This is a genomic window from Bradyrhizobium sp. WSM1417, assembly GCF_000515415.1.
In the GTDB taxonomy this organism is placed as follows: domain Bacteria; phylum Pseudomonadota; class Alphaproteobacteria; order Rhizobiales; family Xanthobacteraceae; genus Bradyrhizobium.
This window is the reverse complement of the sequence record NZ_KI911783.1, coordinates 1,515,470-1,542,458: the sequence shown is the minus strand read 5'-3', so window position 1 is coordinate 1,542,458 and position 26,989 is coordinate 1,515,470. Positions and strand designations below refer to the sequence as shown.

The 26,989-nt window shown below is 64.9% G+C and carries 26 protein-coding genes; 15 read left to right on the top strand and 11 right to left on the bottom strand.

Annotated features, from left to right (window positions below; translation table 11 throughout):
* The gene (locus tag BRA1417_RS0107465; protein ID WP_027515297.1) at positions 1-1,620 is read left to right on the top strand and encodes an ABC transporter ATP-binding protein; all 1,620 of its coding nucleotides are present in this window, start codon (positions 1-3) and stop codon (positions 1,618-1,620) included.
* An 18-nt stretch (positions 1,621-1,638) separates the two neighbouring features.
* On the opposite strand, the gene BRA1417_RS45300 is transcribed toward BRA1417_RS0107465, so the two are convergent.
* Complete coding sequence (locus tag BRA1417_RS45300; RefSeq protein ID WP_084462128.1) at positions 1,639-1,908, bottom strand: hypothetical protein; 270 nt, start codon at positions 1,906-1,908, stop codon at positions 1,639-1,641.
* Between the two features lie 339 nt (positions 1,909-2,247).
* Here BRA1417_RS45300 and BRA1417_RS44660 point away from each other — a divergent pair, with 339 nt between their 5' ends.
* Positions 2,248-2,412 (top strand): hypothetical protein, encoded by a 165-nt coding sequence (locus BRA1417_RS44660; RefSeq protein WP_198034792.1) that lies wholly within the window; start codon positions 2,248-2,250, stop codon positions 2,410-2,412.
* The gene (locus BRA1417_RS0107450) at positions 2,409-2,618 is read left to right on the top strand and encodes a hypothetical protein (RefSeq protein ID WP_007605116.1); all 210 of its coding nucleotides are present in this window, start codon (positions 2,409-2,411) and stop codon (positions 2,616-2,618) included. Before BRA1417_RS44660 ends, BRA1417_RS0107450 begins: the two co-directional genes overlap by 4 nt.
* Positions 2,619-2,751: 133 nt before the next feature.
* Here the strand turns inward: BRA1417_RS0107450 and BRA1417_RS42190 are convergent, their stop codons facing one another.
* Positions 2,752-3,054 carry a hypothetical protein gene (locus BRA1417_RS42190; protein ID WP_084462127.1) on the bottom strand — a complete coding sequence of 101 codons (303 nt, stop codon included), beginning with the start codon at positions 3,052-3,054 and terminating at the stop codon, positions 2,752-2,754.
* A gap of 106 nt (positions 3,055-3,160) precedes the next feature.
* Positions 3,161-3,409: a hypothetical protein gene (locus BRA1417_RS39565; protein ID WP_245286147.1), complete on the bottom strand. Its 249-nt coding sequence runs from the start codon at positions 3,407-3,409 to the stop codon at positions 3,161-3,163.
* 227 nt (positions 3,410-3,636) lie between these two features.
* Here BRA1417_RS39565 and BRA1417_RS0107430 point away from each other — a divergent pair, with 227 nt between their 5' ends.
* From BRA1417_RS0107430 to BRA1417_RS0107405, 6 genes are all read left to right on the top strand, one after another.
* A complete protein-coding gene (locus BRA1417_RS0107430; RefSeq protein WP_027515294.1) occupies positions 3,637-3,957 on the top strand; it encodes a hypothetical protein in 321 nt (106 codons plus the stop codon).
* A gap of 222 nt (positions 3,958-4,179) precedes the next feature.
* Entirely contained in the window at positions 4,180-4,905 is a 726-nt protein-coding gene (locus tag BRA1417_RS0107425; RefSeq protein WP_027515293.1) for an outer membrane protein, read from the top strand.
* Between the two features lie 164 nt (positions 4,906-5,069).
* A complete protein-coding gene (locus BRA1417_RS0107420; RefSeq protein WP_027515292.1) occupies positions 5,070-7,223 on the top strand; it encodes a methyl-accepting chemotaxis protein in 2,154 nt (717 codons plus the stop codon).
* A gap of 94 nt (positions 7,224-7,317) precedes the next feature.
* On the top strand, positions 7,318-8,379 hold the full coding sequence (locus BRA1417_RS0107415) for an MBL fold metallo-hydrolase (protein ID WP_027515291.1): 1,062 nt from the start codon (positions 7,318-7,320) through the stop codon (positions 8,377-8,379).
* A 201-nt stretch (positions 8,380-8,580) separates the two neighbouring features.
* On the top strand, positions 8,581-9,810 hold the full coding sequence (hemA, locus tag BRA1417_RS0107410; protein ID WP_027515290.1) for a 5-aminolevulinate synthase: 1,230 nt from the start codon (positions 8,581-8,583) through the stop codon (positions 9,808-9,810).
* Between the two features lie 149 nt (positions 9,811-9,959).
* Positions 9,960-13,469, top strand: coding sequence for a PAS domain-containing hybrid sensor histidine kinase/response regulator (locus BRA1417_RS0107405; protein WP_027515289.1), 3,510 nt, complete (start codon positions 9,960-9,962; stop codon positions 13,467-13,469).
* Positions 13,470-13,473: 4 nt separating this feature from the next.
* Here the strand turns inward: BRA1417_RS0107405 and BRA1417_RS0107400 are convergent, their stop codons facing one another.
* Both BRA1417_RS0107400 and BRA1417_RS0107395 read right to left on the bottom strand, forming a co-directional pair.
* Positions 13,474-14,505 carry an alpha/beta fold hydrolase gene (locus tag BRA1417_RS0107400; RefSeq protein WP_027515288.1) on the bottom strand — a complete coding sequence of 344 codons (1,032 nt, stop codon included), beginning with the start codon at positions 14,503-14,505 and terminating at the stop codon, positions 13,474-13,476.
* Between the two features lie 1,098 nt (positions 14,506-15,603).
* The gene (locus BRA1417_RS0107395) at positions 15,604-16,275 is read right to left on the bottom strand and encodes a response regulator transcription factor (RefSeq protein WP_027515287.1); all 672 of its coding nucleotides are present in this window, start codon (positions 16,273-16,275) and stop codon (positions 15,604-15,606) included.
* Between the two features lie 343 nt (positions 16,276-16,618).
* Here BRA1417_RS0107395 and BRA1417_RS0107390 point away from each other — a divergent pair, with 343 nt between their 5' ends.
* Entirely contained in the window at positions 16,619-18,244 is a 1,626-nt protein-coding gene (locus BRA1417_RS0107390) for an MFS transporter (RefSeq protein ID WP_198034791.1), read from the top strand.
* A 61-nt stretch (positions 18,245-18,305) separates the two neighbouring features.
* On the opposite strand, the gene BRA1417_RS0107385 is transcribed toward BRA1417_RS0107390, so the two are convergent.
* Both BRA1417_RS0107385 and BRA1417_RS0107380 read right to left on the bottom strand, forming a co-directional pair.
* Entirely contained in the window at positions 18,306-18,785 is a 480-nt protein-coding gene (locus tag BRA1417_RS0107385) for a secondary thiamine-phosphate synthase enzyme YjbQ (protein ID WP_027515285.1), read from the bottom strand.
* A 170-nt stretch (positions 18,786-18,955) separates the two neighbouring features.
* On the bottom strand, positions 18,956-19,492 hold the full coding sequence (locus BRA1417_RS0107380) for a hypothetical protein (RefSeq protein ID WP_027515284.1): 537 nt from the start codon (positions 19,490-19,492) through the stop codon (positions 18,956-18,958).
* A gap of 376 nt (positions 19,493-19,868) precedes the next feature.
* On the opposite strand from BRA1417_RS0107380, the gene BRA1417_RS0107375 reads away from it, so the two are divergent.
* The 5 genes from BRA1417_RS0107375 to BRA1417_RS0107355 all read left to right on the top strand — a co-directional run bounded on the left by BRA1417_RS0107375 (position 19,869) and on the right by BRA1417_RS0107355 (position 22,505).
* Positions 19,869-20,243, top strand: a complete 375-nt coding sequence (locus tag BRA1417_RS0107375; RefSeq protein ID WP_007599457.1) for an AtpZ/AtpI family protein — start codon at positions 19,869-19,871, stop codon at positions 20,241-20,243.
* A 113-nt stretch (positions 20,244-20,356) separates the two neighbouring features.
* Positions 20,357-21,106 (top strand): F0F1 ATP synthase subunit A, encoded by a 750-nt coding sequence (locus BRA1417_RS0107370; protein ID WP_018459993.1) that lies wholly within the window; start codon positions 20,357-20,359, stop codon positions 21,104-21,106.
* A gap of 53 nt (positions 21,107-21,159) precedes the next feature.
* Positions 21,160-21,390: a F0F1 ATP synthase subunit C gene (locus BRA1417_RS0107365; protein ID WP_007599451.1), complete on the top strand. Its 231-nt coding sequence runs from the start codon at positions 21,160-21,162 to the stop codon at positions 21,388-21,390.
* A gap of 60 nt (positions 21,391-21,450) precedes the next feature.
* Complete coding sequence (locus tag BRA1417_RS0107360; protein WP_027515283.1) at positions 21,451-22,014, top strand: ATP synthase subunit B; 564 nt, start codon at positions 21,451-21,453, stop codon at positions 22,012-22,014.
* Between the two features lie 5 nt (positions 22,015-22,019).
* Positions 22,020-22,505, top strand: a complete 486-nt coding sequence (locus tag BRA1417_RS0107355) for an ATP F0F1 synthase subunit B (protein ID WP_027515282.1) — start codon at positions 22,020-22,022, stop codon at positions 22,503-22,505.
* Positions 22,506-22,705: 200 nt separating this feature from the next.
* Here the strand turns inward: BRA1417_RS0107355 and BRA1417_RS44655 are convergent, their stop codons facing one another.
* The 4 genes from BRA1417_RS44655 to thrC form a co-directional block, all read right to left on the bottom strand.
* Positions 22,706-23,380, bottom strand: coding sequence for a hypothetical protein (locus tag BRA1417_RS44655; protein ID WP_035969155.1), 675 nt, complete (start codon positions 23,378-23,380; stop codon positions 22,706-22,708).
* Positions 23,381-23,484: 104 nt separating this feature from the next.
* Entirely contained in the window at positions 23,485-24,072 is a 588-nt protein-coding gene (locus BRA1417_RS0107345) for a GNAT family N-acetyltransferase (RefSeq protein ID WP_007605081.1), read from the bottom strand.
* Between the two features lie 40 nt (positions 24,073-24,112).
* Entirely contained in the window at positions 24,113-25,402 is a 1,290-nt protein-coding gene (locus tag BRA1417_RS0107340) for a pitrilysin family protein (RefSeq protein WP_007599446.1), read from the bottom strand.
* Positions 25,399-26,817, bottom strand: a complete 1,419-nt coding sequence (gene thrC, locus BRA1417_RS0107335; RefSeq protein WP_027515280.1) for a threonine synthase — start codon at positions 26,815-26,817, stop codon at positions 25,399-25,401. The genes BRA1417_RS0107340 and thrC overlap by 4 nt, the downstream gene beginning before the upstream one ends.
* Positions 26,818-26,989 lie beyond the last annotated feature (172 nt).

The following is a 26,989-nucleotide window of genomic DNA, read 5'->3' as shown; positions in this document are numbered from 1 at the left end:
ATGACCGCACCGCCCGCCGTCTCCATCAAGAACTTGCGGATCGCATTGCCGAAGGGCGCCGAACGTCCCTTCGCGGTCGACGGCGTCTCGCTCGATTTGCGGCCCGGCAAGATCGTCTGCGTCGTCGGCGAATCCGGCTCGGGCAAATCGATGTGCGCGCATGCGCTGATGGGCCTGTTGCCTGACACGGTCACCGTCACCTCCGGCGAGATCCAGTTCGAAGGCCGCGACCTGCTCAAACTCGATGACGACGGCTGGCGCGATCTACGCGGCCGCCGGTTCGCGATGATCTTCCAGGAGCCGATGACCGCGCTCAATCCGTTGATGCGGATCGGCGACCAGATGGCGGAGATGTTCGAGGCGCACGGGCTGCTCACGCCGAGGGAGCGGCGCGCAAAGGCGCTGTCGCTCGCGCGCGAGGTCGGCCTCCCCGATCCCGAGCGCATCGTGCGCGCCTATCCGCACCAGCTCTCCGGCGGCCAGCGCCAACGCGCGATGATCGCGATGGCGCTCGCGCTCGAACCGGCGGTGCTGGTGGCGGACGAGCCGACCACCGCGCTCGACGTCACCACGCAGGCGCAGATCCTGAAACTGATCCGTAACCTCCAGCGCAATCGCAACATGGCGGTGATGTTCATCACCCATGATTTCGGCGTGGTCGCCGACATCGCCGACCAGGTCGTGGTGTTGCGCCATGGCAAGGTGGTCGAGGAAGGCCCCGCCTCGGCGGTCTTCAACGCGCCGCAGCACGACTACACCAAGGCGCTGCTCGCCGCCGTGCCCTCGATGGACCCGCCCGCCCGCAGCGCCCTCGACGACCAGGCCAAGGCGGTCGAGGTGATCGGACTGGACAAGACCTACGTCACCTCGGGCGGCTGGTTTCGCGAGGACCGCCGCGTCGATGCCGCGCGCGAAGTCAACTTCACGATTTTCAAGGGCGAGACGCTCGGCCTCGTCGGCGAATCCGGTTCCGGCAAATCGTCGGTGGCCCGGCTCGTGATGCGGCTGATCGAGGCCGATCGCGGCACCGTGCGGATCGGCGAGACCGATCTCACAAAGCTCGCGGGCAAGGCCCTACGCGCCGAGCGCCACCGCATCCAGATGATTTTCCAGGACCCGTTCGCTTCGCTCAATCCGCGCCGCAAGGTCGGTCATATCATTGCCGACGGCCCGATCGCGGCCGGCACCGATCCGAAAGTCGCGTTCGACCGCGCCCGCGATCTCCTCAAGATGGTCGGGCTCGATGCCGGCGCGCTCGAGCGCTATCCGCATGAATTCTCCGGCGGCCAACGCCAGCGCATCGGCATTGCGCGTGCGCTCGCGCTCGAGCCCGAGATCATCGTCGCGGACGAGGCCGTCTCCGCGCTCGACGTCTCCGTGCAGGCGCAAGTCCTGCGGCTGCTCGAAGACCTCAAGGCCCGCCTCGGCCTCTCGATGCTGTTCATCACCCACGATCTACGCGTGGCGGCGCAAATCTGCGACCGCATCGCCGTGATGCAGCGCGGCGTCATCGTCGAGCTGAAACCTACCGCGCAGCTCTTCGCAATGCCCGAACATCCCTATACGCGCGAGCTGCTCGCGGCGGTGCCGGGTCAGAGCGAGCGCGCGCCGGCGGCTTAAGTCAGCCGATCGCGGTTTCTACTTCGGTCTGGGATTCGTGTTGTTCCAGGTAGGGACTGAGTTTGTTACGCCGACCGATGGCTGGTTGGACGTTCCGATCGACGGCGCTGTCACCGTCCCGACGGTCTGCCCGGAACTTCCGATAGTCCCTTGCTGTACCGGCGCTCCGGTGCGTCCGCTCGTGCTGCCTGGTGTACCCCTCGCGGATGTCTGTGCGTTGACAGCGAGTGGCGCTGCAGCCAATCCGAGAGCAATGAGTGCAGCAATGGAGCGTTTCGTTGTTGTCATGGCTGATCCTTTCGGGCGCGGTCTCTCAATCGCAATGCCGTTCGCGTGCACTGAGTGCGACCTTACAACTCCACGCGCGAGAAAATGTGCCGCAATGCCATCATCCAGCGGGGCTCAACTCGTCCTCACGATGCTGCGAAGCGGTCACGGCCCGATCAGATGCGCCGTGAGACCGGCGCATCGCTGAAGGTATCCCGCTCCACTTCAGGAACGGAATACTCACGGGCTTTTTATCCCTCGTGACCGCCAGCACGGCTGCAAAGCCGAAGCCGGCACCCCACATCCGCATGAAATGATTTCCATCATGTGATGATGGATTGAGGATCTATTGGAGCCGACATGGGCCAGGTTATTGAGTTTGTCTCGAAATCCGAGCGTGAGCGCATTCGCCTCATCCAGGAAGCGCGCGCGATCTACGACAGCATCTTCCCGCCGACTGATCCGGTGAGCGAGAGATCAAGCGGAGCCTCTGCGCATCGCAGCGACGGAGGCAACCTCGCGTGATCAAGATCATCGCCGTGCTCTGCAACCTCGCCTCTCCAGCGAACTGTCATGAGCAAACCGTCACCACATCCGACTTCGCCGACGTCTCGATGCAATCGTGCCTGATGGGCGCGCCGCAACTCGCCGAATGGATGAACCAGCATCCGGCCGAGCGTCTCGCCGGATGGCGCTGCGTGATCGGCCAACAGGCCGGCCGGGGAATTTAGGATCGGGCTGCGCTCTCCCTGAACGATCCGAAATGCCTGGTCCACCGCCATGATCATTGCTGGTCGCGCTTGATCTTCTCTGGCATTGCGACCGGCAGGCGGAGACCGGGATTGGCTCGCCGGACAGGCGCGCCTACCGGATGGGCGGGTTGGTGTTGTTCCAGGTCGGGACTGCGTTGGTCACGCCGACGGATGGCCAATTATACGTACCGATCGATGGCGCCGTGACCGTCCCGACCGACTGTCCGCTCGATCCGTAGGCTCTGGGCTGTGCTACCAACGATCCGGCGCTCCCATAATTCGGAGCCACCACGCCGGTGCTGTAAGATCGGATTGACCGGTGCTTTTTGGCTTCAGCCGCGAACGGCGCGGCAAGCAGCCCGATGGTGACGAGGGCGGCAATGGCGGATTTGATGCTCACGGCAGATCCCTTCATTCTGCGGCCCCCTTGGCATCTGGTCATTCAGCGGCGGATTTCCATGGGCACCCCATTCATAACTTCGTGCGCGGGCGAAGGTGCCGCGGACCGGTCGCCGGCATGATCAGCGCCGCCGCGGACGACAGGCCTTGCGGTTGTGGCGCTCCTTGACGGTCGCAACCGAGTGCATCAGCTCCTTGAAAGCCGCGACTGCCTTGTCGTCGCCGAGTGCACTGTCACCGAGCGCTTCCAGTTGCTCAATGACCACGAGCAGCGCATCCGCAACCTGACCGTTCTGCTTGCCGTAACTGCCGATATCCGACAGCAGGTCCTTCTCGACATCGGGCGCCGATTGGCCCACCGTGATGTTCACGAGACCGAACTGGCCGCCGGCCGGGCTGAAGAACGACGTGATCGGGTTATGGATTGAACGACGTCCCCCGACAGAGGCAGCTTGAACACCGGCATGCGGTTTTCCTTTCCTGGCTGAGCCCGGCGGGCGGGAGACTAGCACGCCCGCCCGCTCGCATGCCCCGCCTTCGGATGGACCCGAATCAGCGCTAGTGCATTCACCTCATCGACTTCGCGTATTGAGGCGACATGACCGGTCCCGAACTGAAGCAACTCCGCAACGATCTCTCAGACGTCCTCGAGCGCAAGCTCACCGCGGCCGACATGGCCCGGCTTTGCGGATTGCCGGAGAAGGGCGGCGCCGACACCATCCGGCGCTGGGAAGTGAGCGGCCCGACACCGTCCGCGACCAAGGTGCTGCGCGTGCTCGCGATGGCGAACGAGCGCTATCCGATCCTGGAGAAGTTCGACGTTTTCGATCGTCATGACGTGCGCGAGGAAGACCGGCCCGCAAAGCGCGCTGCATTCCGCGAACAGATGCGCGATGAGGCGCGGCGCCGTCTTGGTTAACGAGATGCGCGCGCAAGTTACCCTGATAGCGCCGAGTTAAGCCTTCCTTCACCGCTTCTTAAGTCGCCATTAAGTACGAAAACCATTTACAGCCCAATAAGTTACGTTGGCTGCCGCTGTGCCATGGATGTGACAGCATTTTCGTCAAAAGCGAGCTATCTGCAAAACCAACGACGGCGCGGAAAGCGCGCCTGCCGGGGACCAAGTGTTGGAGTTTGGACGATGAAGAAGATTCTGTTTGCGACCGTTGCGCTGCTCGTGGTGGGCGCTGCTGCGCCGGCGGTCGGTGCCGATCTCGGTAACCGCAACTATTATAAGACGCCCGCGCCCGCTTATGCCGCACCGATCTACAACTGGACCGGCTTCTACATCGGCGGCCATGTCGGCGGCGCGTTCTCCAGCGACAACAATTTCAGCGGCCTCTCCACCGGTAACAACGGCAACGGCCGTTTCCTCGGCGGCCTGCAGGCCGGTGCGGACTGGCAGTTCAACCCGAACTTCGTTGTCGGCGTCGAAGGCCAGTATTCCTGGCTCTCCGGCAGCGTCGGCGCGGTGTTCCCGGGCGGCGTCGCCTACACCAACGACCAGCGTGGTCTCGGCTCGATCACCGGCCGCGTCGGCTACACCTGGGGTCCGGGCCTGCTCTATGTGAAGGGCGGCTACGCCTATTCGGACAACAACGAGAAGGTCACTGTTGGCGGCGTGCCGGCGGCCTTCGTCATCACGGGCGATCATCGCAACGGCTACACCGTCGGCGCCGGCCTCGAATACATGTTCGCCCCGAACTGGTCGGCCAAGGCCGAGTACCAGTACTACAATTTCGGCGACGCGCACTTCACCGGCGGTCCGCTGGCGGGCACCGGTAACTTCACCACCGACGACCACACCATCAAGGCGGGCGTCAACTACCGCTTCAACTGGGCCAACTCGGCGGTCGCGCGCTACTGAACGGTTACCAAGTCCTTATCATGATGAAGGGCCGGCATCGTTGCCGGCCTTTCTTTTTTCGCTGTGCGGAACGCGCGCAACCGATTGAGCGACTTGCGATTTTTTAACCTGGCCCGAGGATACTCCGCGGCGAAAACATAAAGATCACGCGTGGGGGAATTTCGATGGCGATCCGTCTGGGCCTTGGCCGTTTACTTGGTCGTATCCGGCCTCGTTTCAAAATGCCGACATGGGGCGTGCGCGGCAGCCTGTTCACGGCCTTCGCGGTGATCGCGGGCATGGGCCTCGTGATTGCAGCCGGCGCCGGCTTCGTCTTCAACCATCTCGGCAGCACCATGATGGACCTGAGCGGCCGCGACATCCCGCGCCTTTCCGCCAGCCTTCAACTCGCATCGCAAAGCGCAACGCTCGCGGCACAGGGGCCGGGCCTCCTGGCGTCGCCGTCCGATGAGGCGCTGAACGAACGCACCAAGAAGGTGCAGGAGATCCAGCAGCTCGCCATGGCCAAGCTCGGCGAGATCATCGAGCTCGGCGCCGACAAGCAGATCGCAACCGCGTTGCGCGACACTGCCAAGAGCATCGACGAGGCGACCCAGAGCCTGGTGTCGGCCGCGCGCGAACGGCTGGATACCGGCGCACTGCATGACAAGCAATATGAAGCGCTCCGCAAGGCGCAGCTCACCTTCGTCGGTGCGGCCGGTCCTGCCATGCTGGATGCGCAAACGCGCCTGAACGCGATCCTCGGCGCGGCGGAAGTTTCCGCCGACGATGCCACCGAAGCCGCCCGCACCGTCTCCCAGGTCGCGACCATCTCCGCCAACGGCAATCTGATGGCTGCCGACATGATGGCGGCGCTGTCGGCCAACAACAGCGATACGCTGGAGGCGATCGAGAAGGAGTTCAAGGCGACGCGCGACCGCGTCAAGTCGAACCTCGAGGACCTGCCGAACATGGCCTCGATGCAGGCGGTGCGCGACACGGTGCAAAAGCTGTTCGCCTTCGGTGAGGGCAAGACCGGCGTGTTCAAGATCCGCCAGAAAGAGCTCGACGCCATCGACTACGGCCAGACCATCCTGGACGAGACCCGCAAGCTCAATGTCGGCCTCGGCATCAGCGTGCAGCAGCTGGTCGAGGGCGTGCAGAAGGAGACCAACGCGTCGACCTTCCAGGCGCGGCAGGAGATCTCGCTCGCGACCACCGCGATGCTGGCACTCGGCGCACTGACGCTGGTCGGCTCGGCGCTGTTCGTCTGGCTCTATGTCGGGCGCAACATCCTGCGCCGCATTCGCGAGCTGCAACGCGCCATGCAGTTGCTCTCGGCCGGCGACCTCGACACCGAGATCGTCCGCTCCCGGCAGAACGACGAGATCGGCGCGATGAAGGAAACGCTGACGGTGTTTCGCGACAGCATGATCGAAGCCCGGGCGCTTGCGAGCGAGCAGGACAGGGATCGCGTCGCCAAGGCCGAGCGTGCCGCGCAGATGGAGGCGAAGATCGCCGGATTCGAGAGTACGGTGCGCTCCGCGCTCGACAATCTCGCGCAGTCGGCCAATTCGATGCAGACGACTGCGCAGAGCATGTCGACCACGGCAGACCAGTCCAATGCGCTGGTGAACGCGGTTGCCTCCGCAGCCGAAGAGACCTCGGTCAACGTGCAGACCGTATCGTCAGGCACCGAGCAGCTCTCGTCCTCGATCGAGGAGATCAGCAAGCAGGTCGTGACCTCGGCCGCGATCGCCAGGAAAGCGGTCGACGAAGCCGGCGCGACCGACGCCACCGTGCAGAGCCTCGCCGACAGCGCGAGCCGCATCAGCGTCGTGGTCGACCTGATCCAGACCATCGCCTCGCAGACCAATCTGCTGGCGCTCAACGCCACCATCGAGGCGGCGCGCGCGGGCGAAGCCGGTCGCGGCTTCGCGGTGGTCGCCTCCGAGGTGAAGAGCCTCGCGAGCCAGACCGCGAAAGCGACGGAGGAGATCCGCAGCCAGATCGCCAGCATGCAGTCGGTGACGACTTCGGCCGTCGGCGCCATCCAGGGCATCGGCCGGATCATCGGCGAGATCAACGACGTCACCACGACGATCGCCGCCGCGGTCGAGGAACAGGGCGCGGCGACCCGCGAGATCGCCCGCAACATCCAGCATGCCGCCGGCGGCACCAGCGAGGTTTCCAGCAACATTGTCGGCGTCTCCACGGCTTCGGCGGAGGCCGGCGCAGCGGCGAACGAAGTGCTCGGCGCCTCCGACGCGCTCCGCCGCGAGGCCGACATACTGCGCGGAGAGATCGACGCGTTCCTCAACAACATGCGGGCGGCGTAAGTCGCCGTTCCGTAACCCGGAATGACCGCTATGCGGGCCCGCCAGCGTTCTTTTTCGGCTGGCGCGGCGGGAGAGGTGGGTTTAAGCCGGTAGGATGAACGCAAAGACCGACACCGTGCAGTCCTCCGCCGACGCCCTGCGCTATCCTTGGGAACAGCATCCCGGCCCCGAACAGGTCGTCGAGGTGAAGCCCGGCGTGTTGTGGGCGCGGCTGAAGCTGCCGTTCCGCCTCAACCATGTGAACATCTACCTGCTCGCCGATGGTGACGGCTATGCCATGATCGATGCCGGCTTCGGCAATGAGGAGACGATCGAAGCCTGGACGAAGCTGTTCGACGGGCCGCTGAAGGGCGTCAACATCACGCGCCTGATCGTGACCCATTCCCATCCCGATCATGTCGGTCTGGCCGGGTGGATCGTCGAGCGGTTCAACTGCCCGCTGGTGATGTCGCAGGTCGAATATCTGCAATCGGTCTATCACCAGAACCGCGGCACCGAGGAGCGGCAGGAAGCACAGCGGCTATTCTTCCGCCGCCACGGCATGGACGAGTCGCTCACCGAAAAACTGCTCGGCCGCGGCCAGGACTATCTCAAGCGCGTCTCGGTGCTGCCGCCGTCCTACCGCCGCATCTCGCATGGCGAGGACGTCGTGATCGGCACGCGGCGCTTCAAGGTGATCACCGGCGGCGGTCACGCACTCGACCAGGTGATGCTGTATTGCGCCGACGACAAGCTGTTCCTCTCGGCCGACCAGGTGCTGAGCAAGATCTCGCCGAACGTCAGCGTGTGGGCGGTCGAACCCGACCAGAACTCACTCGGCGAATATCTGGCCTCGCTCGCCAGCCTCACCACGACTCTCCCCTATGACGTGCTGGTGCTGCCCGGCCACGGCGTGCCGTTCTACGGGCTCAAGACCCGCATCAAGCAGCTCGCCGATCACCACGAGGAGCGCTGCCGCCTGATCGCGGAAGCCTGCCGCGAGGTGCCGCAGACCTCGCGCGCCCTGGTGCCCGTGGTGTTCAACAAGCACGTGCTGGACGAACATCAGATGGGTTTCGCCGCCGGCGAACTGGTCGCCCACGTCAACTACATGATCGTGGAAGGCCGGTTGACGGCGGAGATGAAAGACGGCGTGCTGCAGTTCAGGACGACCTGAGGGCTGCGCTCAATTCACCGGATGGTGCAGAGCAACATTGCATCTCGCGCGAACTTGATCCGGATCAAGTTTCAAATCGCACGATAGGGCATTTTGCCCAAATGCCCCGCAGGTCCAAATGTGGGATAGCGCATAGACATTGGAGCTGGAAAAGCTCTAAGGATATGCGGGTCTTTGGTCGGTTCCGCTGCAGGTTTGACGATGGATTACGCCCAGTTCTTCAATTCCGCCCTTGATCGTCTCCACACCGAGCGGCGCTACCGCGTGTTCGCCGATCTCGAGCGCATCGCCGGCCGGTTCCCGCATGCGCTCTGGCACTCGCCGAAGGGCAGGCGCGACGTCGTGATCTGGTGCTCGAACGATTATCTCGGCATGGGCCAGCACCCGAAGGTGGTGGGCGCGATGGTCGAGACCGCGACCCGCGTCGGCACCGGCGCCGGCGGCACCCGCAACATCGCCGGCACGCATCATCCGCTGGTGCAGCTCGAGGCCGAGCTCGCCGACCTCCACGGCAAGGAAGCCTCGCTGCTCTTCACGTCCGGCTACGTCTCGAACCAGACCGGCATCGCGACCATCGCGAAGCTCATCCCGAACTGCCTGATCCTGTCGGACGAGCTCAACCACAATTCGATGATCGAGGGCATCCGCCAGTCCGGCTGCGAGCGGGTCGTGTTCCGCCACAACGACCTCGCCGATCTCGAAGCGCTGTTGCAGGCTGCGGGCCCGAGCCGGCCCAAGCTGATCGCCTGCGAGAGCCTTTATTCGATGGACGGCGACATCGCCCCGCTCGCCAAGATCTGCGACCTCGCCGAGAAGTACGGCGCAATGACCTATGTCGACGAGGTCCATGCCGTGGGCATGTACGGCCCGCGCGGCGGCGGCATCGCCGAGCGCGACGGCGTGATGCATCGCATCGACATCCTCGAGGGCACGCTCGCCAAGGCGTTCGGCTGCCTCGGCGGCTACATCGCCGCCAACGGTCAGATCATCGACGCGGTGCGCTCCTATGCATCTGGCTTCATCTTCACCACCGCGCTGCCGCCGGCGATCTGCTCGGCCGCGACCGCCGCGATCAAGCATCTGAAGACGTCGAGCTGGGAGCGCGAGCGTCACCAGGACCGCGCCGCCCGGGTCAAGGCGATCCTCAACGCCGCCGGCCTGCCGGTGATGTCGAGCGACACCCATATCGTCCCGCTGTTCATCGGCGATGCCGAGAAGTGCAAGCAGGCTTCCGACCTCTTGCTCGAACAGCACGGCATCTACATCCAGCCGATCAACTATCCGACGGTCGCCAAGGGCTCCGAACGCCTGCGCATCACGCCCTCGCCCTATCACGACGACGGCCTGATCGATCAGCTCGCCGAAGCCCTGCTGCAGGTGTGGGATCGCCTCGGTCTGCCGCTGCGCGAGAAGTCGCTGGCGGCGGAGTAGGCTTCGGGTCGCCCTGCTTAACGACACTCCCAGTTCCCGCACCCGCACGGCATTTCGCTGTCGCCTGCGGCCGTCCGACGCGCTAGATTTACAGGGAAAATGAGATCGGGCGCGGCCAGTGCGCGCGCCCTGGGAGAAGCACGCTCGCCATGCTGCACGATTGGGGCGTGATCGCCGCCGCCTTCGGCTATATCGGCTTTCTGTTCCTGGTGGCGAGCCATGGCGACCGCCGCTCGCGGGCCGGGCGCGGCCGCGCCTCGGGGCTGATCTATCCGCTATCGCTGGCGATCTACTGCACCTCCTGGACCTTCTTCGGCTCGGTCGGCTTCGCCACCCGCACCTCGACCGACTTCCTCGCGATCTATGTCGGCCCGATCCTGATGATCGGGTTAGGGGCCGGCGTGCTCCGCCGCGTGATCCAGCTCGCCAAGGCCCACAACATCACCTCGATCGCCGACTTCATCGGCGCGCGCTACGGCAAGAGCCAGGCGGTGGCGGCAACCGTCGCGCTGATCGCCATCATCGGCTCGGTGCCCTACATCGCGCTCCAGCTCAAGGCGGTCGCCTCCTCGCTCGAAACCATCCTGAGCGAAGACCAGGCCTTCTCCCACATCCCGATCGTCGGCGACGTGGCGCTGATGGTGACACTGGCGATGGCGGCCTTCGCTGTGCTGTTCGGCACACGGCAGACGGACGCCACCGAGCACCAGCACGGCCTGATGCTGGCGGTCGCGACCGAATCCATCATCAAGCTGGTCGCCTTCCTCGCCGCGGGCATCTTCGTCACGTTCTGGATGTTCTCGCCGCACGAACTGATCGAGCGCGCGATGAAGACGCCCGAGGCGGTGCGCGTCATCAACTATTCGCCGTCGATCGGCAACTTCCTGACCATGACTCTGCTGTCGCTGTGCGCGATCATGCTGCTGCCGCGCCAGTTCCACGTCAGCGTGGTGGAGAATTCCTCGGACGCCGAGGTCGGCCGCGCGCGCTGGCTGTTCCCGCTCTATCTCGTCGCCATCAATCTGTTCGTGATCCCGATCGCGTTCGCCGGCCTCGTCAGCTTCCCGTTCGGCGCCGCCGATCCTGATATGTACGTGCTGGCGCTGCCGATGGAGGGCGGCGCGGATCTGCTCAGCGTCGCCGTCTTCGTCGGCGGGCTGTCGGCGGCGACCGCGATGGTGATCGTCGAATGCGTCGCGCTCTCCATCATGGTCTCGAACGATCTCGTGGTGCCCCTGGTGCTGCAACGACGGCCCGAGGGGCGCACCGGCGGCGCCGATTTCAGCGACTTCCTGCTGCGCTCGCGCCGGCTCGCGATCTTCGCCATCATGGTGATGGCCTATTTCTACTACCGCGCGCTCGGCAACACCCAGCTCGCGGCGATCGGCCTGCTTTCTTTTGCCGCCATCGCCCAGCTTGCACCGAGCTTCTTCGGCGGACTGCTGTGGCGACGCGCGACCGCGCGCGGGGCGATCGGCGGCATGCTGGTCGGGTTCGCAGTGTGGCTCTACACGCTGTTCATCCCGAGCTTCATGGATACTTCGACGGCGGGCATCCTCCTGCTCCAGCACGGCCCGTTCGGGATCGAGGCACTGCGGCCGCAGGCGCTGTTCGGCGCCGATTTGTCGCCTCTGATGCACGGCGTGGTCTGGTCGCTGTCGCTCAACATCCTCACCTATGTGCTGCTGTCGCTGGCGCGGCGGCCGTCGTCGATCGAGCTGGTGCAAGCCGATCTGTTCGTCCCCAACACGCTGGCGCCGATCTCGCCGAATTTCCGCCGCTGGCGCACCACCGTCACGGTGCAGGACATCCAGACCACGGTGGCGCAATATCTCGGGCCTGACCGCGCGCGGCATTCGTTCGAGGCATTCTCCGCGCGGCGCAATGTGCGGCTGGAGTCCGGGGCGCCCGCCGATTTCGAGCTGCTGCAGCATGCCGAGCACCTGATCGCCTCCTCGATCGGTGCGGCCTCCTCGCGTCTGGTGATGTCGCTGCTGCTGCGCAAACGGACGGTGTCGGCGAAGGCTGCGCTCAAGCTGCTCGACGATTCCCATGCGGCGCTTCATTTCAACCGCGAGATCCTCCAGACCGCGCTCAACCATGTGCGCCAGGGCATCGCGGTGTTCGATGCCGATCTGCAACTGATCTGCTCCAACCGGCAGTTCGGCGATCTCCTCAACGTTCCCCCGCATTTCATCCAGTTCGGCACGCCGCTCCGTGAAATCCTGGAATTCATGGGCGTGAGCGAGCCGGCCGATCCAATCGAGCGCGAGGCCATGCTGGAGCGCCGGCTGGTGGCTTACACCACCGACGGCGAGCCTTATCTCGAGCGCCTGCCCGACCGCCACATGGTGATCGAGATCTTGACCAACCGCATGCCCGGCGGCGGCTTCGTCATCACCTTCACCGACGTCACGCCCAGTTTCGAGGCGGCCGAAGCACTGGAGCGCGCCAATGCGACGCTGGAGAAGCGGGTGCGCGACCGCACCGAGGAGCTGACCCGGCTGAATTCCGAGCTGGCGCTGGCCAAGAGCGCGGCCGAAGACGCCAGCATCTCCAAGACGCGCTTTCTCGCCGCCGCCAGCCACGACATTCTCCAGCCGCTGAACGCGGCGCGGCTCTATGTCACGAGCCTGGTCGAGCGCCAGCACAGCGGCGAGGAGACGCGGCTGGTCGAGAACATCGACGAATCGCTCCAGGCGATCGAGGAGATCCTCGGCGCGCTGCTCGACATCTCCAGGCTCGACGCCGGCGCGATGACGACCTCGATCTCGAGCTTCAAGATGGCCGATCTGATGCGCTCGCTGGAGATCGAGTTCGCGCCGATCGCACGCGCCAAGAATCTGGCGCTCGTCTTCGTGCCGTGCTCGCTGCCCGTCGAGTCGGACCGTCTCCTGCTGCGACGGTTGCTCCAGAACCTGATCTCCAACGCGATCAAATATACCCCGCGCGGGCGCGTGCTGGTCGGCTGCCGCCGCCGCGGCGCCTCGCTGAAGATCTGCGTCTACGACACCGGTGTCGGCATTCCCACGGTCAAGCGCAGCGAGATCTTCAAGGAATTCCACCGCCTCGAGCAGGGCGCGCGGATCGCCCGCGGCCTCGGCCTTGGCCTGTCGATCGTCGAGCGGCTGGCGCGCGTGCTCAAGCACGACATCGCCATCGATTCCAATGTCGGCGGCGGCTCGGTTTTTTCGGTGACGGTGCCGACGGCGAAGGCGATCACCCACACCGCGGCAGTGACCAGCGCAACGCCGCTCGCACGCACCTCGATCTCGGGGACCCTGATCGTCTGCATCGAGAACGACGCCGCGATCCTCGACGGCATGCGCACGCTGCTGAAGGCGTGGGACGCCGAAGTGATCGCGGTCGCCGATCCCGAGGGCGCGATCGCCGCGATCGAAACTGCCGGCCGTCGCGTGACCGGCCTGCTGGTCGATTATCACCTCGACCGCGGCAACGGCATCGCGGCGATCCGCGACATCCGCCGCCGCTTCGGTGACGGCATCCCCGCGATCCTGATCACCGCCGACCGCAGCCCCGCCGTGCAAATGGCGGCCCGCGACGAAAAGGTCGCGGTGCTCAACAAGCCGGTCAAGCCGGCTTCGCTCCGCGCCCTGCTCGGCCAGTGGCGCACGCAGCAGATGGTGGCGGCGGAATAGCGGGTCAGGCACCGCCGTCGGCGTCGATCACGGCCTTGGCAAAAGCTTGCGGTGCTTCCTGCGGCAGATTGTGGCCGACGCCGCCGGTGATCAGGCGGTAGTCGTACCGGCCCGAGAACTTCTTGGCATAGGCGCTTGGATCGGGATGCGGCGCGCCATTGGCGTCGCCTTCCATCGTAATGGTTGGGACGCCGATCACCGGAGCCGCCGCAAGTTTCTTTTCGAGCTCCTCGTATTTGGCTTCGCCCTGGACGAGCCCGAGCCGCCAGCGATAATTGTGAATCGTGATCGCGACGTGATCCTTGTTATCCAGCGCCGCCGCGCTGCGGTCGAAAGTGGCGTCGTCGAACTTCCACTGCGGCGAGGCCAGCTTCCAGATCAGTTTTGCGAAATCATGCGTGTACTTCTCGTATCCGGCGCGGCCGCGCTCGGTCGCGAAATAGAACTGGTACCACCACAGCAGCTCGGCCGACGGCGGCAGCGGCGCGTTGCCCGCGGCCTGGCTGGAGATCAGATAGCCGCTGACCGACACCAGCGCGCGGCAGCGCTCTGGCCAAAGCGCGGCGATGATGTCGGCGGTGCGTGCGCCCCAATCGAAGCCAGCGACCACCGCCTTCTCGATGTCGAGCTTGTCCATCAGTGCGATGATGTCGACGGCCATTGCTGCAGGTTCGCCGTTGCGCGGCGTCTCGGCGGAGAGGAAGTGGGTCGAGCCGTAACCACGGAGATAGGGAATGATGACGCGATAGCCGGCCTTTGCCAGGATCGGCGCGACGTCGACGAACGCGTGAATGTCGTAGGGCCAGCCGTGCAGCAGGATCGCGACGGGGCCGTTCGCAGGACCCGCCTCCGCGTAGCCGACGTGGAGGACGCCGGCATCGATCTGCTTGATCGCACCGAACGACGCGTTCGTTGCGGCGGGACGCGGCGCTTCCGGTTCGGCGCGGGCGAGGCCGACCACGCCAAGGCCGGCGGCGACGGTTCCCGCGGCGACACCGAAAAACTGGCGCCGGTGCTGATCGATGGTCTGTTTCATGGTGCTGCTCCCTCGTTGATCGGTCGTACACTGACTAGCAGCAGGGACCGCGAAACACCCGCTTGGAGTTGTGAGAGGCTGTGAGGTTGCGGTTCCCGCACCTGCGCCCCGATTGTGAGGCGGCAAACTGTTTCTCCAACCAGCGCTGTCATTCCCGCGACCCGGCTACGCCGGGGGTTGAGGTCCAGAGGCGCCGAAGCTTTAGCGTAGGCGGCAGGCGGGGAATCCAGTACGCCGCGGCGTCTCGATTCCATCACAGGCGGCTCTGGAATACTGGATCGTCCGCCTGCGCGGACGATGACACCGAGCGCGAGGCGGCAGACATGCCTTCGCGTTCTCGCGGCTGATTTCGCCCGAGCTTTGCTTCGTCACACCACTCTCTTGGCCAAGAGGGCGCAGGGAAGGCCGGGTGCCGGCTGGCACCCGCGGTCCGCTGCGCGAAGATGTAGCGCAAGGAAACCGCACAGCAGCATACAGGTGTAGCCAATCACTCGGCCTTCCCTGCGCGATGGTTGGACGGCTTATGCCGTGCTCTCCCGGGAGCCGAGTTCCTTTTGGCCTCCCTCGCCTTCGCGAAATTCACCGACACAGCGCCGGTTGACGCAGATGCCGCATTCGCCAGGGCTTGACCGTAGCAACGACGGCCAGGACCACACGGTTTTGCCGTACGCACGGCCCGCCATTTCGCCGCAGTTTTCCCAGCCCTGTCGACGGAGCCGGAAACTTACAGACGAGACGAAGCCTAGCAGCGCCGCTCGTCGGAACGAAGTTTTGGGCTCACGGAGAGCAATCCGCCCTGCCCGATTCCTCGCACCCGAACGCTACCGCGTCCACCGCAAGCCCGGCTCGCGAACATGACGACCACAAGATCGCCCCTCAAGGATGAGCCGGGATGGACGACACATACGCCAAAACCGAATTTCGGTAAAGCGGAATATTTTTGCGGCGACGGATTGACAGACGCGCGACACAGATGCGGTCCCGTAGCCCGGATGGGCGAAGCGATATCCGGAGTTTTTGCTAGCTAGCCGCACTCGCGGTCCCGGATGTCGCTTCGCCCATCCGGGCTACAGGCTGCGAGAGGCCCTCGCTCCATGCTCACCCCGTCGGGGTGCCCTGCTTCCACTGGCCGCCGGCGATCTTTGCGGCGGCGATCACGGCTTGGGTCCGGCTTTCGACGCCGAGCTTTTGCAGGATGGCCGAGACATGCGCCTTGATGGTGGCCTCGGAGACGCCGAGCTCATAGGCGATCTGCTTGTTGAGCAACCCCTCCGACAGCATCATCAGGACCCGGACCTGCTGCGGCGTCAGCGTCACCAGCCGGTCGCGCAGGCGCGTCATGTCGGGATCGGCGACCGCCGACAGATCGGTGTCGGCGGGAACCCAGACGTCGCCCTCCATCACCTTGAGGATCGCGTCGCGCAAGGTCTCGACGCCGAACCGCTTCGGAATGAAACCGGAAGCGCCGAAATCAAGCGAGCGGCGGATCGTGGCGCTGTCGTCGGAAGCGGAGACGATCACCACCGGGATCGCCGGATATTGCGCGCGCAGATAGATCAGGCCTGAAAAGCCGGAGATCCCGGGCATCGAGAGGTCGAGCAGGATCAGGTCGACGTCGGAGGTCTGTTCCAAGAGCTTGGTCAGATCCTCGAACGATCCAGCCTCGTCGATCTTGGCCGAGCTCAGGACGCCCGCCACCGCCTGCCGCAGCGCGGCGCGGAACAATGGATGGTCATCGGCAATGACGAGATGGGTCGAGGGAGCGTTCATCGTTCTCTTGCTGGCAATCGCACCGGGCCAGTAGGCCGGCGCGGGGCCTTGGTCAATTGTTTCCCGACCAGCCGTGGCATGCAAGTGGACATTATCCCTTTGCGGCAACGGGGTTAATCCACAGGCCGGCACTATGTTGCCGAATGGAACGCCCGCGACGTCAGGTGCGCGTCAGTGCGAAAGGCCGAAAGTCGTATTGGGGCGGGTTTCACGCCAATGTTACCTTGGGGGCAAGGCTTGGGTTGATCCGGCATGACCGGACATCCAGGGCGCGAGGAAACGATTTTTCGGGGAGCGACTCAACATGTCGACAATGGCTGTGTCTCAAGCAGGCGCGGGAGGGATGACGAAGGACGAACGGTTCGTCATTCTCGCCTCCTCGCTCGGTACCGTCTTCGAGTGGTACGACTTCTATCTCTACGGTTCGCTGGCCGGCATCATCGGTGCGCAGTTCTTCTCGGCCTATCCGCCGGCAACCCGCGACATCTTCGCGCTGCTGGCCTTCGCGGCGGGCTTCCTGGTGCGCCCGTTCGGCGCGATCGTGTTCGGTCGTGTCGGCGACATCGTCGGCCGCAAATACACCTTCCTCGTCACCATCCTGATCATGGGTCTGTCGACCTTCATCGTCGGCCTGCTGCCCAACGCTGCGACCATCGGCATCGCGGCCCCGATCATCCTGATCGCGCTGCGTCTCGCCCAGGGCCTGGCGCTCGGCGGTGAGTATGGCGGTGCTGCCACCTACGTCGCGGAGCATGCTCCGAACGGCAAGCGCGGCTACTACACCTCCTTCATCCAGACCACGGCGACGCTCGGCCTGTTCCTGTCGCTGCTGGTGATCCTGTTCACGCGCTCCGCGCTCGGCGAACCCGAGTTCGCGGCATGGGGTTGGCGTATTCCGTTCCTGGTCTCCGTGCTGCTGCTCGGCGTCTCGGTCTGGATCCGGCTTCGCCTCAACGAATCCCCGATCTTCCAGAAGATGAAGGACGAGGGGAAGAGCTCGAAGGCCCCGCTGACGGAAGCCTTCGGCAACTGGCAGAACGGCAAGCTCGTGCTGCTGGCGCTGCTTGGCGGCGTGATGGGCCAGGGCGTGGTCTGGTACACCGGCCAGTTCTATGCGCTGTTCTTCCTGCAATCGATCCTCAAGGTCGACGGCTACACCGCCAACCTGCTGATCGCATGGTCGCTCCTGCTCGGGACCGGCTTCTTCATCGTGTTCGGCATGCTCTCCGACAGGATCGGCCGCAAGCCGATCATCCTCGGCGGCTGTCTGATCGCGGCGCTGACCTTCTTCCCGATCTTCAAGATGATCACCACCAACGCCAACCCGGCGCTGGAAAAGGCGATCGAGTCGGTCAAGGTCGACGTGGTGGCGGATCCCGCAGGCTGCGGCGACCTGTTCAACCCGGTCGGCACCCGCGTCTTCACCTCGCCTTGCGACACCGCACGTGCCTATCTGTCGCAGTCGTCGGTCAAGTACTCGACCTCGCCGGGTGCGGCAGGCTCCGGCGTGAAGGTGATGGTCAACGGCAAGGAAGTTCCCTACGCCAACGCCAAGGACGGCAATCCGGCGGTCCTCGCCGCCGTGCAGGGAGCCGGCTATCCGAAGGCCGGCGATGCGGGCATCGTGAAGATGGCGCATCCGTTCGACATCTTCCGTCCGCAGGTAGCCGCAGTCGTCGGACTGCTGTTCGTCCTGGTGCTCTTCGTCACCATGGTGTACGGCCCGATCGCCGCGATGCTGGTCGAACTGTTCCCGACCCGCATCCGCTACACCTCGATGTCGCTGCCCTACCACATCGGTAACGGCTGGTTCGGCGGCCTGCTGCCGGCGACCGCCTTCGCCATCGTGGCCTCGACCGGCGATATCTATGCGGGCCTCTGGTATCCGGTCATCTTCGCGTCGATTACCGTCGTGATCGGCTTGTTCTTCCTGCCGGAGACCAAGGACGTCGATATCAAGTCGACCTGATCGACGCACCGATCGACAACACCAACCGGCCGCGGTCTCCGCGGCCGGTTTTGTTTTGGCCCTACTGATCGCAGCCGATGAATTGCAGCACGATTTCGCGCCTATGCGGGCGGGTGCGATGCTCGATCAGATAGATCGCCTGCCAGGTGCCCAGCGCAAGCGCGCCACCCAGGACCGGTACCTGCAACGAGGTCCCTGTCAGCATGGTTTTGATGTGCGCCGGCATATCGTCCGGACCTTCGGTGTCGTGAGTCCAGCCTGCATCTTCATCGTCCGGCGCGAGCCGCGCCAGCACCGTCGTGAGATCGACGAGCACGGAAGGATCGGCATTCTCCTGGATGGTCAGCGACGCAGAGGTGTGGCGGATAAACAGCGTCAGCGCGCCGTCCCGCGCATGAACGTCCTCGATGAACTTCGCGGCTTCGGTCGTGAGATCGATGAAGCCGCAGCCTGAGGTCTGCACGGTGAGCAGCGACCATGCGACGGTGGTGGCCTGCACAGTCGATGGTGCTGAGCGGGTTACGGATTTGCCTGATGTCATGAGGACTCCCGTTATGTCGTCCTGGCCTAGTGCGCAATTGCGCACGCGAGCCAGGAGCCATTACCCCAAATGCTCGTGATGACGAGAAGTCGGCCACGCACACTGGGAAAAACAGAGGGGCTGCGGCGTATGGGTCCTGGCTTCCGCCAAGACGACATCGAGGGGCCCGCTCAAATCTTCCCCGACACGTCCTTCTGCACGCGGTTGGCGATGTCGATCAGCCGGCGCCATGCCTTTTCCAGGAATGACATCACGCGATCGACGTCCTGGTCGCTCGGCAGCGGGATCTCGATCCTGCGCTCGCCCTCGGCGGCCTTTGGTTCTCGTGCTTGCGGCTCCACCTTCTTGAACGGATCGGATTTCGGCAGCGCCTCATCGATCTTACCCGAAACGGTAGGCCCCGCCGCAAGCCGTCCCTTCAGCGTCTCGACTTCTGCCTGGAGCCTGCCGATCTCGGCGTCGAGCGCGGCACGTTCATCGGGCACCGCGTAGCAGGCCCAGCCGGCGCCGCTCCGGGTGCAGGTCGACACCGTGCCGGTGCGGCTGTCGAGCCGCAGCACGCCCTCGGGGATGGGGGTCATGCTGTAGCGGCCGTGTTCGCTGTCGGGCGCGGATTGCGCGGCCAGGCCGCCGGCGCTGACCGCCATCGCCGCGGCGAACAACGCCGCCGCAAGCCATGATGCTGTGGATGAATTCGCTGGTCTCATCGCGTTCTCCGCCACGATGCGCAGGTAGCACTTCCAAAGGTGGCACTTCTCGCCAATTCTACACCCCGGCGAGGCGATCCGTCGCCCAAAACGCGCCTTTGACATGAACGATCGCGGCGCCCCCTTTGATCCCGGCAGCCGGGCGAAATGGCGACGGCATCCGCCGACCAAGCGGAGACCTGCTGCGGTGCGGCGTCACGCTGTGTGCAGCGCTGCCGCCCGCGTCGATATTTCCAAAGAAATCATATACATAACGGGAATGGACACAATCGTGACTTGGCTTGACTTGATTATGGGCCATCAGTATGGTCCGCGCGGCTTTTGAGGGTGGCGGGCGCAATTTCCATTCAGCCGCGGCGTTTCGGGTCTTCGTTGCATGACACAGGGCACGGGACACGGCGAGAATGGAGATCGCGATAGATCGCCCGAGGAAGCTGCGCTTTCCGATCGGCTCGGAAATCTTGATCAGCGGTTGTCCGAATTTCGCGGCCGCCACGTCAAGACCGAGCAACCCGCAGGTGACGGTGAGGACAGAGCGGCCAGAGCCTCGGCGATGGCGCTTGGTTTCCGGTTATCCTCCGAGTTGGTCGCCGGGGTCGTTGTCGGAGCGGGGATTGGCTGGGGTTTCGACCGCTTGCTGTCGACGTCGCCTTTCGGATTCATCGTGTTCCTGCTGCTGGGCTTCGTCGCCGGCGTGGTGAATGTGGTGAGAACGGCAGGCGCGGGTCAAAACAGGCGCGGTGGTTCTTAGGCGGTCCACACCAGGAGAGGAATGATCGTGCCGGCTCGTGCCGGTACGGGCCGGGCCAACCGGCAGACCGAGACCCGCCGGCATCGCCCGGCAGACCAAGAGATGCCGCGCTGATGAAAATCGATCCGATCCACCAGTTCAACATCGAGCCTCTCTTCACCCTGGGCCATATCGGCAACCACACGATCGCCTTCACCAATTCGTCGCTCTACATGCTGGTGGCGGTCGCGATCATCTCGATCCTGATGCTCGCCAGCGGCACGCAGCTGGTTCCGGGGCGCCTCCAGTCGGTCGCCGAAATCTCCTACGAATTCGTGGCCTCGACCATCCGCTCGACGGCCGGCGCGGAAGGCATGAAGTTCTTTCCGCTGATCTTCTCGCTGTTCATGTTCATCTGCGTTTCGAACCTGGTCGGCATCATCCCCTATACCTTCACGATCTCGAGCCATCTGATCGTCACCGCCGCACTCGCGCTGCTGGTCTTCTTCACGGTCCTGATCTACGGCATTGCCAAGAACGGCCTGAAATTCTTCTCGATCTTCGTGCCGCACGGCGTCCCCGGCTACATCCTGCCGCTGGTGATGTTCATCGAGATCCTGTCGTTCTTCCTGCGGCCGGTCTCCCACAGCGTCCGTCTGTTCGCCAACATGCTGGCCGGCCACATCGCGCTGAAGGTGTTCGCGGGCTTCGTCGCCATGCTCGGCTTCTCGCTCGGCGCCCTTGGCTGGGTCGGCGGCGTGCTGCCGCTGGCGCTCACGGTCGCGCTGTACGCTCTCGAGATTCTGGTCGCGTTCCTGCAAGCCTATGTGTTTGCGATCCTGACCTGCATCTACCTCAACGACGCCATTCATCCGGGACACTGAGCGGTCCGGGGAATTTCCACCCAAAACCCAATCTTTCTTCCAAGGAGTCTAAAATGGATCCGGCAGCAGCAAAACTTATCGGCGCGGGCATCGCATGCATCGGCATGGGCGGCGCGGGCGTCGGCGTCGGCGTGATCTTCGGCAACTACCTCGCCGCAGCCGTTCGCAACCCCTCGGCCGCTCAGGGCCAGTTCGGCAATCTGATCTTCGGCTTCGCCGTGACCGAAGCGCTCGGCATTTTCTCGCTGCTGATCGCGCTGCTGCTGCTGTTCGTTCCGCTCTGAGGACGATTTTTCGCGCCGCTTCGACCGAAGCGACGCGCATGGCTGCAACAGGAGTAATCCATGGCTGAAAGTCATGGCGGGGCGAAAAGTCCGGCGGCGGGCGCGCACACCGGGGCCGAAGGCGGTCACGGTGGCGGTTTTCCGCCGTTCGAGAGCGGCACCTATGCTTCGCAGCTGGTGTCGCTCGCGATCTTCTTCGTCGCGCTTTACGTGATCGTGTCCAAGCTCGCTCTGCCGCGCGTCGGCGGTGCGATCGAGGCGCGTCAGAACAAGATCGAGGGCGACCTCGCCGAAGCGCAGAAGCTGAAGGACCAGTCCGAAGCGGCGCTGAAGGCCTATGAAAGCGAGCTTGCTTCGGCACGCTCGCGCGCGCAGGCCATCGGCAACGAATCCCGCGACAAGGCGAATGCGCAGGCGGACGCCGAGCGCAAGGCGCTGGAAGAGCAACTGGCGGCCAAGCTCGCCGAGGCGGAGAAGACCATCGCCTCGACCCGTGCGACCGCCATGAGCAACGTCCGCGGCATCGCGGCCGATGCGGCAGGCTCCATCGTGCAGCAGCTCACCGGCGTGGTTCCGGACGCGGCGTTGGTCAATGCCGCCGTTGATGCGTCCTTGAAGGGTTAATCGATATGTTCTTCGATCCTGAAACCTGGGTCGCCATCGCCTTCGTGATCCTGATGGTCGGGTTTGGCTATCTCGGGGTCTTCAAGAAGGCCATGACTGCCCTCGACCATCGCGCCGATCGCATCAAGGCTGAGCTCGACGACGCGACGCGCCTCAAGCAGGAAGCCGCCAAGGTGCTCGCCGACTACAAGGCGCGCACCGCCTCGGCCGAACGCGAGGCCGCCGACATCATCGCCAACGCGAAGAGCGAAGCCGAGCGCATCGCAATCGAGGCCAAGGCCAAGGTGGAAGATTTCGTCGCTCGCCGCACCAAGACCGCGGAGGGCAAGATCGCGCTCGCCGAGGCCCAGGCGGTGGCCGATGTTCGCGCCGCAGCCGCGGAAGCCGCCGTTCAGGCCGCCTCCACGATCCTGTCGCAGTCGGTCAAGGGCCAGGTCGCCGACGATCTGCTCGCCAAGGGCATCACCGAGGTTCGGCAGAAGCTGAACTGAGGGGCTTCGCCTTCACCCATCAAAAAGCCGGCGCGATGAGCGCCGGCTTTTTTGTTTGGCGGGCACGGCATCGGCAAATCTGATGTCATGGCCCGCGAAGGCGGGCGATCCAGTATTCCAGAGACAGCCCTGATGGATCGAGAAGCCGTGGCGTACTTGATGCCCCGCCTTCGCGGAGCATGACGACTATCTTTACGTGGCTACTTCTTCTTCGCCCGCGCCTTCGGCTCGGGCGAGAGCGCCTGCGGATCGAAGCCGACATAGAAGATGTAGCTATCGGCGTCCTTGGCCGAAGGCATCGGATAGACCAGATCTTCGGCCACGAAGGTGAAGGGGACGCTGCCGCCCTCCGACATTCCGACCGTGGTCCGGTAGGCCTTGGAAGCGATCACCTTCTCGCCGACGCCGCCTTGCACCACGGCGACGCGCAGCGGTACCTCCACGCTCGCAGGCGCGCCGGCGGGACCGGCAATGACGCGGCCCTGGATACCGATCCGGGCCGTGACGTCGCCGCCATTGCGGGCGCATTCGCGCGCCATCTTGGTGATGGTGGCCTGGAAGCGGATCTCATTGCCGACGGCCGGCTTGCCGGTGGCACCGACCGCGTAGGTGGAGGCTCCGGCACGCACCGTGACCTGCGGGCAGTCAAGATCGTCATCAGCCGCCGGCTGGCCTGGCGCAGGCGCCGGCTTGGGTTGGGCCGGCTCGTCCGACTTGCCGCCGAACAGGCCCTTGAATCGATCGGTCAGCGACTGCGCCGCGGCCGGCGAGACGGAGACGAGCGCAACCGACAACGCCAGCGCGACCGCTGCCCCCCGCCGCAACGCATTCCGCGATGACCGAAGCTCCTGCACCCTCAACGCCCCATACTCCATGACGACATCCCGGCCGATCACCGGCCGGCTTGCGCCGTTATATCGTCAAAACCGGCGAACCCAAGGCAGGCACACAGGAGACTTTGGTCACATCCACGAACGGCTCAGCCGCGGAAATCCTCGTGCAGCAGGCCGAACAGCAAATGGTCCTGCCAGATCCCGTTGATGCAGAGATAGCGGCGCGCCAGCCCCTCGCGGGAGAAACCGCACTTCTCCAGCACCCGGATCGACGGCGCATTGGTCGGGATGCAGGCGGCCTCGACCCGGTGCAGATTGAGCTCGCCGAACAGCGTCGGCAGCAGCACCCGCAGCGCGGCCGTCATGTAGCCGCGCTGGGCGTGAGGCTTCCCGACCCAATAACCGATGGTGCCGGCCTGGACGATGCCGCGGCGGACATTGGCGAGCGTGATGCCGCCGACCATGGCGCCGTCGAGCTCCCGGAAGATCAGAAAGGGATAGGACCGGTCCGCGGCGATGTCCTCGGAATAGCGGCGCAGGCGACGGCGGAAACCGGAGCGGGTGAGATCATCCGACGGCCAGATCGGCTCCCAGGGCGTCAGGTAATCGCGGCTGGACTCGCGCAGATGGGCCCATTGCAGGAAGTCCGACATCTGCGGCGCGCGTAGCAACAGGCCGTTGCCGCGCGGCGCGAGAGCGGCGGGTCCACTGGATGGCAGGCGGAAGAGGGCCATGGTGATGCTTCCCGGGGGCGGATCAACCCGTGCGCGGCTCCTAATGCAGCCGCGCCTTGGCGCGTGCCCGGGTCAATCCTTCCGCAAAAGACACCGCCGTGTCCAGACCCCTGCCACTGCCCAATGCGACAACCGCAGGGCGGCTGCGCGAAAGCAGCGCACGCGCCGCATCACGGGTCGATTCGACGCTGACGGCGTCGATCCGGGCCACCAGCTCCTCGGCGGTCTGGGGCCGGCCATAGGCCAGCACATGGCGGGCGAGCTGCTCGGCACGAGAGGAGCAGCTCTCCAGCGCCATCAGCAGCCCCGCCTTCATCTGCGCCTTGGCCCGCGCGATCTCGACCTCGGTCAGGGTCTCGACCGAATCATTCATGATGTCGACCACGACCTCCATCATCTCGGGCGCATCGGCCGGATCGGTGCCGGTGTAGAGGCCGAAGAAGCCGGTGTCGGTATAGGGCGCGTGGAACGAGTAGATCGAGTAACAGAGGCCGCGCTTCTCGCGCACCTCCTGGAACAGCCGCGACGACATCCCGCCGCCGAGGATGTTGGTGAAGACCTGGAGCGAGAACAGCGACAGATCGGTCTGCGGCACGCCCTCCAGCGCCAAGGTCAGATGCGCCTGCTCGAGTTCGCGATGCACCACCTTGGTGCCGCCCTTGCCGAACTGTGCGGGTTGCGGCTTGGGACCCGCTGTCCCCTCAAAACTGGCAAAGCGTTGCTCGACCTCGGCGACCACCTGCTTGTGATCGACCGCCCCGGCTGCCGCCACCACCATGTCCGGCCCGCGGTAATGCGTCGACAGATAGTCGCGCAGCGAGTCGCGGCTGAAGGCACGCAAGGTCTTCGCAGTGCCGAGCAGCGAGCGACCCATCGGCTGGTCGGGATAGCAGAGCTCGTTGAGGTGCTCGAACACGACGTCGTCAGGCGTGTCCTGCGCCGCGCCGATCTCCTGCACGATGACGTTCTTCTCGCGCTCGAGCTCGTCGGGCTCGAAGGCGGGATTGGCCAGGATGTCGGCGAGCACGTCGAGCGCGAGCGGCACGTCGGCCTTCAGCACCCGCGCATAATAGGACGTGGTCTCGGTCGAGGTGCCGGCGTTGAGGTCGCCGCCCACCGCCTCGATCTCCTCGACGATCTCGCGCGAGGAGCGCTTCGTCGTGCCCTTGAACGCCATGTGTTCCAGGAGATGCGAGATGCCGTGCTCGTTGGGCTTCTCGTCGCGCCCGCCGACGCCGGCCCAGACGCCGAGCGCCGCGGTCTCGAGATGGGGCATCTTGTCGGTGACGACAGTCAGGCCGGACGCAAGCTTGGAAATCTCGACGCTCATCCGGCAACTCCCTGTTTCGCGGCGCGGCTGACCGACAGCACGAACCGCTCGACCTCGGCCTGGTCGTTCTTCATCACCTTCATGTGTTCGGATTTGGTCATCAGACCATCGAGCCAGGCCGGTAGTTGCGGCCGCTGGCCGCAGGCCGCTTCGACCGCATCGGGGAATTTGGCCGGATGGGCGGTGGACAGCACGATGCTGGGAACCGTCCTGTCCGTCGTGTCGCGGTCGGCGACCGCAAGCGCGACCGCGGTGTGAGGATCGACCAGCTCGCCCGCCTCGCGCCAGGCGGCGCGGATCGCAGCCGCGGTCTCGGTCTCGTCGGCCCGGCCTGCGTCGAATCCCTCGCGGATCGCGGCCAGCGTCGCATCGGGCAGCACGAAGCGGCCGGACTGCTTCAGCGACTCCATCAGACGGCGCACGCCGGCGGCATCGCGCCCGCCAGCCTCGAACAGCAGCCGCTCGAAATTCGAGGAGATCTGGATGTCCATCGACGGCGACGCCGTCGCGTGGACCTCGCGCACCTCGTAGATCCCGGTCTTCAGCGTGCGCGCCAGGATGTCGTTGACGTTGGCGGCGATGCCCAGGATCCGCACCGGAAGACCCATGCGCTTGGCGACATAGCCGGCGAAGATGTCGCCGAAATTGCCGGTCGGCACGACGAAGTCCACCGCGCGCGCGGGTGCGCCGACCGCAACGGCGGAGGTGAAATAGTAGACCACTTGGGCGACGATGCGCGCCCAATTGATGGAATTGACGCCGGACAGCGAGGTCACATCGCGGAAGCGATGATTGTTGAACATCGCCTTCACGATGGCCTGGCAATCGTCGAAATTGCCCTCGACGGCGAGCGCATGGACGTTGGCCGCGCCCGTCGTCGTCATCATCCGCCGCTGCACCTCGGAGATGCGGCCATGCGGAAACAGCACGATGAGATCGACATTTTCGAGCCCTGCGAACGCGTCGACCGCAGCACCGCCGGTGTCGCCCGAGGTCGCGACCACGATGGTGGTGCGCTGGCCGCGCTTGGCGAGCACGTGGTCCATCAGCCGCGAGATCAGCTGCATCGCCACGTCCTTGAAGGCGAGCGTCGGGCCGTGGAACAGCTCCAGCACGAACTGGTGCGGCGCCATCTGGCGCAGCGGCACCACCGCTGGATGGCGGAAAGTGGCGTAGGCCTCGTTCGCCATGCGGCCGAGCTCGGCGTCCGAGATCTCGCCGGCGACGAAGGGGCGGATCACCTCGACCGCGACCTCCCAATAGGGACGACCGAAGAAGCCGGCGATGGCGTCAGTCGAGAGTTGCGGCCAGATGGCCGGCACATACAGGCCGCCGTCGCGGGCGAGCCCGGTCAGCATCACGTCGCAGAAGCCGAGTTCGGGGGCCTCGCCCCGGGTCGAGATATAACGAGTCAAACTGCCCTCCAAAGGCCGGCCGAGCCTGGACTCGATCCGCAAGCCTTTGATTTTACGAAATTACTTGTTAACAGCCAGAGGCTTTGAGCCACCATAAAGTGTTTTGCGGCATCAGGAAACCGCTTCGCGCCCTGGAGCCATCCAAGGAAAAGCGCTGCCAATGAAAAGGGCT

Coding starts and splice junctions, on each gene's coding strand:
- BRA1417_RS0107465 (WP_027515297.1), top strand. CDS start 1: ATGACCGCACCGCCCGCCGTCTCCATCAAGAACTTGCGGATCGCATTG.
- BRA1417_RS45300 (WP_084462128.1), bottom strand. CDS start 1,908: ATGACAACAACGAAACGCTCCATTGCTGCACTCATTGCTCTCGGATTG.
- BRA1417_RS44660 (WP_198034792.1), top strand. CDS start 2,248: ATGGGCCAGGTTATTGAGTTTGTCTCGAAATCCGAGCGTGAGCGCATT.
- BRA1417_RS42190 (WP_084462127.1), bottom strand. CDS start 3,054: ATGAAGGGATCTGCCGTGAGCATCAAATCCGCCATTGCCGCCCTCGTC.
- BRA1417_RS0107430 (WP_027515294.1), top strand. CDS start 3,637: ATGACCGGTCCCGAACTGAAGCAACTCCGCAACGATCTCTCAGACGTC.
- BRA1417_RS0107425 (WP_027515293.1), top strand. CDS start 4,180: ATGAAGAAGATTCTGTTTGCGACCGTTGCGCTGCTCGTGGTGGGCGCT.
- BRA1417_RS0107420 (WP_027515292.1), top strand. CDS start 5,070: ATGGCGATCCGTCTGGGCCTTGGCCGTTTACTTGGTCGTATCCGGCCT.
- BRA1417_RS0107415 (WP_027515291.1), top strand. CDS start 7,318: ATGAACGCAAAGACCGACACCGTGCAGTCCTCCGCCGACGCCCTGCGC.
- hemA (WP_027515290.1), top strand. CDS start 8,581: ATGGATTACGCCCAGTTCTTCAATTCCGCCCTTGATCGTCTCCACACC.
- BRA1417_RS0107405 (WP_027515289.1), top strand. CDS start 9,960: ATGCTGCACGATTGGGGCGTGATCGCCGCCGCCTTCGGCTATATCGGC.
- BRA1417_RS0107400 (WP_027515288.1), bottom strand. CDS start 14,505: ATGAAACAGACCATCGATCAGCACCGGCGCCAGTTTTTCGGTGTCGCC.
- BRA1417_RS0107395 (WP_027515287.1), bottom strand. CDS start 16,275: ATGAACGCTCCCTCGACCCATCTCGTCATTGCCGATGACCATCCATTG.
- BRA1417_RS0107390 (WP_198034791.1), top strand. CDS start 16,619: ATGACGAAGGACGAACGGTTCGTCATTCTCGCCTCCTCGCTCGGTACC.
- BRA1417_RS0107385 (WP_027515285.1), bottom strand. CDS start 18,785: ATGACATCAGGCAAATCCGTAACCCGCTCAGCACCATCGACTGTGCAG.
- BRA1417_RS0107380 (WP_027515284.1), bottom strand. CDS start 19,492: ATGAGACCAGCGAATTCATCCACAGCATCATGGCTTGCGGCGGCGTTG.
- BRA1417_RS0107375 (WP_007599457.1), top strand. CDS start 19,869: ATGACACAGGGCACGGGACACGGCGAGAATGGAGATCGCGATAGATCG.
- BRA1417_RS0107370 (WP_018459993.1), top strand. CDS start 20,357: ATGAAAATCGATCCGATCCACCAGTTCAACATCGAGCCTCTCTTCACC.
- BRA1417_RS0107365 (WP_007599451.1), top strand. CDS start 21,160: ATGGATCCGGCAGCAGCAAAACTTATCGGCGCGGGCATCGCATGCATC.
- BRA1417_RS0107360 (WP_027515283.1), top strand. CDS start 21,451: ATGGCTGAAAGTCATGGCGGGGCGAAAAGTCCGGCGGCGGGCGCGCAC.
- BRA1417_RS0107355 (WP_027515282.1), top strand. CDS start 22,020: ATGTTCTTCGATCCTGAAACCTGGGTCGCCATCGCCTTCGTGATCCTG.
- BRA1417_RS44655 (WP_035969155.1), bottom strand. CDS start 23,380: ATGGAGTATGGGGCGTTGAGGGTGCAGGAGCTTCGGTCATCGCGGAAT.
- BRA1417_RS0107345 (WP_007605081.1), bottom strand. CDS start 24,072: ATGGCCCTCTTCCGCCTGCCATCCAGTGGACCCGCCGCTCTCGCGCCG.
- BRA1417_RS0107340 (WP_007599446.1), bottom strand. CDS start 25,402: ATGAGCGTCGAGATTTCCAAGCTTGCGTCCGGCCTGACTGTCGTCACC.